This window comes from Protofrankia sp. CiP1_Cm_nod3, assembly GCF_982290655.1.
Genome location: NZ_CEVIVD010000086.1, coordinates 14,573 through 21,437 on the forward strand (window position 1 = coordinate 14,573; position 6,865 = coordinate 21,437).

At 73.1% G+C, this 6,865-nt stretch carries 5 protein-coding genes; all 5 read left to right on the forward strand.

Annotated elements, in window-relative coordinates; genetic code table 11:
• The coding region (locus AC5LUJ_RS16160; RefSeq protein ID WP_493465226.1) for a ferritin-like domain-containing protein at positions 1–1,037 on the forward strand (1,037 nt) is incomplete at its 5' end.
• Positions 1,038–1,213: 176 nt separating this feature from the next.
• Positions 1,214–1,894: an SGNH/GDSL hydrolase family protein gene (locus AC5LUJ_RS16165; RefSeq protein WP_250285205.1), complete on the forward strand. Its 681-nt coding sequence runs from the start codon at positions 1,214–1,216 to the stop codon at positions 1,892–1,894.
• On the forward strand, positions 1,891–4,245 hold the full coding sequence (locus tag AC5LUJ_RS16170) for an iron-containing redox enzyme family protein (protein WP_250291708.1): 2,355 nt from the start codon (positions 1,891–1,893) through the stop codon (positions 4,243–4,245). The genes AC5LUJ_RS16165 and AC5LUJ_RS16170 overlap by 4 nt, the downstream gene beginning before the upstream one ends.
• A gap of 25 nt (positions 4,246–4,270) precedes the next feature.
• The gene (locus tag AC5LUJ_RS16175) at positions 4,271–5,482 is read left to right on the forward strand and encodes an acyl-CoA dehydrogenase family protein (protein WP_250285204.1); all 1,212 of its coding nucleotides are present in this window, start codon (positions 4,271–4,273) and stop codon (positions 5,480–5,482) included.
• On the forward strand, positions 5,479–6,774 hold the full coding sequence (locus tag AC5LUJ_RS16180; protein WP_250285203.1) for a lysine N(6)-hydroxylase/L-ornithine N(5)-oxygenase family protein: 1,296 nt from the start codon (positions 5,479–5,481) through the stop codon (positions 6,772–6,774). Before AC5LUJ_RS16175 ends, AC5LUJ_RS16180 begins: the two co-directional genes overlap by 4 nt.
• Positions 6,775–6,865: the final 91 nt, after the last annotated feature.

The following is a 6,865-nucleotide window of genomic DNA, read 5'->3' on the forward strand; positions in this document are numbered from 1 at the left end:
AGATGCTGAGCCTGTACTCCCGTGGCAAGCAGCGCCAGTGGGACGCCGAGACGCGGCTGGACTGGGACCATGACGTCGACCCGGACAACCCGCTCGGCCTGCCCGACACGTTCATCTGGATCGCCGGCACGCCGCTGTGGGAGCGTCTGCCGGAGGCGGAGCGGATCACCGTCCGCCGGCACCTGGCGGGCTGGCTCTACTCCCAGTTCCTGCACGGCGAGCAGGGCGCGCTGGTGTGCGCGGCGAAGGTCGTCCAGACCGTGCCGGACATCGCCTCGAAGTTCTACGCCGCCACCCAGGTGATGGACGAGGCCAGGCACGTCGAGGCGTACCAGCGCATGCTGCATGACAAGATCAAGGTGCACTACCCGATCTCCGCCGGGCTGCGCGGCCTGCTTGAGACGACCATCGGTGACAGCCGCTGGGACATCACCTACCTCGGCATGCAGGTGATGATCGAGGGTCTGGCGCTGGCGTCGTTCAGCATCCAGCGGGACCGGATGCGCGACCCGCTGGCGCGGGCGCTCAACGCCTACGTGCTGCAGGACGAGGCGCGCCACGTCGCGTTCGGGCGGCTGGCCCTGCGTGACTACTACAGCCAGCTCAGCACCGCAGAGCTGCGTGAACGCGAGGATTTCGCGGTCGAGGCGTGCTGGGTGCTCAGGGACCGGTTCGCCGGCGAGGACATGTGGCGCAACCTCGACTACGGCGCCGACGAGTGCGTCGCGCTGGCCAACCGCTCACCCGGCCAGCGCGAGTTCCGCCGCCGGCTGTTCACCCGGATCGTCCCGACGTTGAAGGACATCAACCTGTTCGGGCCCAGGATGCGGGAAGCCCTGCGCGAGCTGGGCGTTCTCGGGTTCAGCCGGGTCGACGGAGCCGAGACCTCCGCCGAGGACGAGCGGATCGCCGACGACATCGCCGCGCTGGAGCTTGCCGTCCGGCAGCGGGAGGTGTCCGCGGCCGTGGCCCGCGGCGCCGGATCCGACGACGCCGGCAAGGACGACGCCGGCAAGGACGAGGAACGACCGAAATGACAGAACACACCGAACCGGCCGCGTCCACCGAACTGGCTGAACCAGCCGAAACAAGTAAGACAGCCAAAAAATATGATCCAGTCAAAACACATGAGCCAGCCGAAATGAGCGGACCAGCAGAAACAGGCGCGCAGGTCGAAACAGGCGCATTGGCCAGAACAGGTGAACCGGGCGAAATGACGGAGGCCACCGACCCGTACGTCCTGTCCACCGAAGCCGGCGCGCGGCTGTTGGCGGGCACGCCGTGGCGGCGGATCGCGGTGCTTGGCGACAGCATCTCGGCCGGCATCCGCGAGGCCGTTCCCGGTTACCAGGACCTGTCCTGGGTGGACCGGATCAGCGCCGTGCTGCGCCGCGTCCACCCCGACCTCGACGAGATCCGGCTGGCCAGGCGCGATCTGACGCTCACCGAGATCCGCCGGACGCAGCTGCGGCCGGCCCTGGACTTCCGGCCCGACCTGCTGTTCCTCTCCGGCGGCGGCAACGACTTCATCAGGCCGGGGTTCGACCCGGCCACCGTGCGCGCCGAGCTGACCGAGATCGTCTCCAGGGTCCGGGCGACCGGCGCCGACGTCCTCACCGTCGGGATGCTCGACATCGGCCAGGCGGGCATCGTCCCCGCGAAACAGGCGATGATGATCAGCAGGGCGACCAGGATCGTCGCCCGGATCACGCGGGAGGTCGCCCAGGAACACGGCGCGATCTTCGTCTCGCTCACCGACCATCCGCTCCGCGCCGACCCCGGCATCTACTGCGGCGACGGGCTGCACCTCAACTGCCGCGGCCAGGCGTTCGAGGCCGCCGAGAAGACGCGCGCGCTCGCCGCCCACCTGGCCGCGAGGAGCGAAGCCGCATGACGGACCTGACGACGTCGCTGCCGCGGGGCCCGTTCGAGTGCGGCCCGGCCGCGTTCGCCGAGGCGGCCGCGGCGGTGGCCGGGCCGCCGGCCGCGCTGTACCGCCGGCTGCTGGTCGAGCAGGAGTCCGAGGCGACGCTGGTAGCCGCCCGCCGGGTGCTCGCAGCCTTCCTGCCGGACGGCACCGGCCCGGACGAGGGCGCGGATCCGGCCGGACGCCCGGACAGCCAGCCGGACAGGAGCCGGGCCGGGCAGCCGGACGAGCGCGCGGCGGCCAGGCGTCCGGACGGGTGGGCGGACGGGCCACTGGACGAGGAGCTGCTGTTCGCCGAGCTGGCCGATGCCCGGGCCGCGATCGTGCGGACCGCCGCGCGGCTGCGCGCCGGCCCGGCCGGGACCGTGGCCACCGTGCTGCGGCAGCGTGCCCCGCTCGCGCTGATCGAGGGCTGCTGGCTCGACACCGTGTCGCAGCCGGCTACCCAGCCCGCCGTGATCGTCAACCGGCTGGGCGCCGAGCGGCTGGAGCTGCTCGGGGACGGCGTGGCCGAGCGCACCCTGGCCGCCCGGCGCCGCCAGCTGCTGGCGGAGCACGGCGTGGAGCTCCCCGACCCGCTGGCCACCGACTTCCTGACCGCGGCACAGGCCCGGCCGCTCACCGTGATGACGGCCGTCTTCTATCTGGCGCTGTCCCGGCTGCCGGCCAGTTTCCTGCCCGAGGTGGTCGGCGCGCACTGCGCCTTCCGGGCGCTGGGCACCGACGCCGCGCTGCTCGGGCCGTCCGGCCCGGCCGGACTCGCTGGGCCGGCCGGACTCGCCGGGCCACCCGGTCCGTCCGGCTCACCCGGCCCGGACGGTGCGGACGGTGCGGACGGTGCGGACGGCCGCGGGTACGACCCGGTGCCGCTGCTGGCGGAGTACCTGGCGCTCACCGCGTTCTCACCCACCGGGCCGGCCGACCGGGCGCGGCTGCTTGCGGCGGTCCGGCTCGTCGTGCGGCTGGAGAGCGCGCATGTGGCGATGCTCGACGAGCTCGCACGCTGGCACCAGAGCCTGTCGCCGGACGCCGAGGTGGCACTGATCGTCGCCAGGCACGCGCCGTACGCCGGCCGCCAGCACCACCGGGTGCGGATCTCCGGCGTCCCCCTGGACGGCCTGCTCGCCGGCCCGGCGTTCGACGCCGCCGTGTTCGTCCGCCAGCTCCGATCCTCCAGCTACCTCAGGCCACTGCCGACCGGCAGCTGCCCCCTGACCAGGGCGATCAGGTTCGGCGGGCCAATGTTCGGGATCTTCGACGCCGCCGAGGCGCGCACGCTCGAGCGGTGGGCGGCCGCCGTCGCCGCGGGTGAGCCGCCCGGCGCCGACCTGGCCGCCTGCACCGCCGGCGACGATGACGCCGCCGCCTGGCAGCGCGCGCTCGCGTCCGCCGATCCCGGCGACATCGTCGTCGCCGTGCCTCCGGCGCTCGACGAACGCCAGTTCCTGTACCGGCTGGTCAACGTCGAGCGGTTCCCTGGCGTGCTGGCCGCCGCCCACACCCGCGTCGAGCAGGTGCTCGCCCAGGCCGAGGGGATGTTCGAGCTGGGAGCCGCCGGCCGCCACACCGACGCCACCTGGTTCGACTACAGCCCCGCCGCGCTGCGGGAGCGGGTGGAGAGCATCTACTGGACGAAGCTCGTCGGACCCTACCGGCCGCTGGTCGACATCCCGCCCCGGGCAGAGGTGATCAACGGCCAGAAGCGGTTCGCGCTGGGCAACCTCGTCGACGGAGCCTGCACGCACCGGGTCGGCAACACCGGCCGCTTCCACCGCCCCAGCGATGGGCCGCTGTTCGCCCTCTACGCCGACGAGATGGGCCGCGGCGACGTCGCCCGCAACCACCTCACGCTGATCAACCAGGCCCTGGCCAGCATGGGCATCCACCTGCCGCACCTGCGCTCGGAGGAGTTCCGCACCCAGACCGAGCTGCCCGGCCCGACCTACCCGTACGCGACCTACCAGCTCGGCCTGGCGCTGCTCCCGGACTCCCGCTACGAGGAGATCCTCGGCTACCACCTGGGTGTCGAGATGTTCGGCCTCGGCGAGCTGCGGCTGCACGAGACGCAGAAGATGCGCCGTCACGGCTTCGACACCGCCTACGAGGACGTGCACCTGTCCATCGACAACATCTCGGCCGGCCACACCCGCCAGGCGACCGACCTGATCGTCGCCTACCTCGACCACGTCGGACGCACCGGCGGCCCGGCCGCCGTCGAACGGGCCTGGCGCCGGGTGTGGCGCGGCTACGCCTCGTTCGCGTTCTTCGTCGAGCCGCACCTGGCCAGACGCCTGCTGGCGCGGCGGGCCGCCGCATGAGCTCCGACACGAGGATGGCGCGCCGGTGAGCACCCTGGACCCGCGGCTGCTGGCACTGCCGTTCTACGAGCGGCCGCACCGCGAGCTGGCCGAGGCGCTCGGCCGGTTCTGCGACACCCACGCCGGGCTGGCGGCGGCGGCCCGCACCGGCGCGCCGGAGAAGTACGCCGCCCGCGTGCTGCGCGCGCTGGGGGACGCGGGCCTGCTGACACCCGTCGACCTGCGCGCCCTGTGCCTGACCAGGGAGGCCCTGGCCTACACCGAGGACCTGCTCGACTTCGCGTTCTCGATCCAGGAGCTGGCCGCCTGGCCGATCCGGCGCCACGGCACCGACGAGCAGAAGCGGCGCTGGCTGCCCGGCATGGCCCGCGGCGAGCTGGCCGGCGCGTTCGCGCTCTCGGAGGAGCAGGCCGGCTCGGACGTCGCCGCGCTCGCCCTGCGCGCCGTCCCGGACGGGGACGGCGCGGGGTACGTCCTGGACGGGCACAAGACGTGGATCGCCGGCGCCGCGGGCGCCGACGTCTTCTGCGTGGTGGCCCGCACCGGCGACGGCCCGGCCGCGCTGGGCCTGACCGCGCTGCTCGTCCCGGCCGGCACACCGGGCCTGCGGATCGAACCGATCGACATGCTGGCCGAACGCGATATCGCCCGGCTGGAGTTCGACGGCTGCCGGGTCGCGGCCGACGCCGTCCTGGGCGGCCGCGGCGGCGGGTTCGTCGTGGCCATGGAGCTGCTCGAACGCTTCCGCCTCACCGTCGGCGCGGCGGCGCTCGGCTTCGCCCGCCGGGCCGCCGACGCCGCCCTGGCCAGGGCCCGGGGGCGGGCCGCGTACGGCGGGCGGCTGTTCGACCTGCCGACGGTGAAGGCCGGCCTCGCCGACGTCGAGGTGCGGCTGAACGCCGCCGCGCTGCTGGTGGCCAGGGCCGCCTGGGAGGCCGACCGCGGCACCCCGCCGGCCCGGCACGCCAGCATCGCGAAGCTGTACGCCACCGAGGCCGCCCAGCAGGTCGTGGACGCGGCCGTGCAGGTGTTCGGCGCCGCCGGGCTGGTGCGCGACAGCCTGCCGGAGCGGCTGTACCGGCAGATCCGGTCGCTGCGGATCTACGAGGGCGCCTCCGAGGTGCAGCGGCTCGCCATCGCCGACGCCCTGCCGCCGGCCCCGTCGCATGTTCCCCGGGCGGACGCGGGCCCGTCCGCCGAAGACGCCGAAGACGCTGAAAGCGAGTTCTGCTCATGAGGAGTGAGTCCGCGGCGCGGTACCGCTGTGTCGGGATCGGGGCCGGACCGGCCAACCTGAGCCTGGCGGCCCTGCTGCACGGCGACCCGGAGACACCGAACCTGGTCATCGACAGGAAGGCCGCGTTCAGCTGGCACGACGACCAGCTCATCCCCGGGGCGGCCCTGCAGGTGTCGCTGTTCAAGGACCTGGTCAGCCTGTCCGACCCGACCAGTCCGTTCTCGTTCATGGCGTATCTGCACGACCGTGGGCGGATCTACCACTACCTCAACGCGCAGTTCGACAGCGTCCCCCGCGAGGAGTTCCGCAACTACCTGGGCTGGGCCAGCAGCCGCAACGAGAACGTCGTGTTCGGCGAGGAGGCGCGGTCCGTCGACTTCGCCGGCGACACGTTCGCCGTGCGGACCGACCGGCGCACCCTGCTCGCCGACAACGTGGTGGTCGGCGTCGGCACCGCCCCGTGGGTGCCGGCGTTCGCCCGTCCGCACCTGGGCGGCACCCAGTTCCATGTCAGCGAGTTCCGGTCGAGGGCCGTCGGCCTGCGCGACCGGCGGGTGGCGGTGATCGGCGGCGGCCAGTCCGGCGCCGAGGCGTTCCTCGACCTGATCTCCCGGCCGGACGGCGAGCTGCCGCACCGGGTGTCGTGGCTGTCCCGCCGGCGCAACTACTTCCCGCTCGACGACTCGCCGTTCACCAACGAGTTCTACATGCCCTGCCACTCTGACTACTTCGCCGAGCTTGGCCCGAGCGTGCGGGCCGAGGTCAACAGCCAGCAGGTGCTGACCAGCGACGGCATCTCCGAGGCCACCGCCCGGGAGATCTACCAGCGGATCTACGTCCACCGGTTCATCACCGGCGCCCCGCAGCTGACCGGGCTCTACCCCAACCGTGAGGTGGTCAGCGTCGAGCCGTGCTCGCCGGAGGGCTGGAGCATCTCCGTCCGGCACAACGACCCGGCCAGCTGCCTGGAGATCTTCGAAGCGGACATGATCATCTGGGCGACCGGCTTCCGGCCGGCCCGGATGGACTTCCTGGCACCTCTTCAGCCGCGCCTGGAGCGGGAGGACGACGAGTACCGGGTGGACGCCGACTTCGCCGCCCGCTGGGACGGCCCACCCGACCGGAACCTGTTCCTGCAGAACGCCGCCCGCGGGCAGCGCGGTCTGGCCGACCCCAACCTCAGCCTCAACGCCTGGCGCAGCCAGCGCATCGCCGACCGGATCCGCGGCGTCCGCGGCAGGGAGCAGCACCCGGCGTTCATCGAATGGTCGCCCAAGACAGGAGCCCCCTGATGGGCCGAAGGGCGTGCGATCATGGCGAAGCCGCGCGCCCGGAGGCTGCTCTTCCAGAGATGCTGACCATGGACGCCGGGGCCGGGGCCGG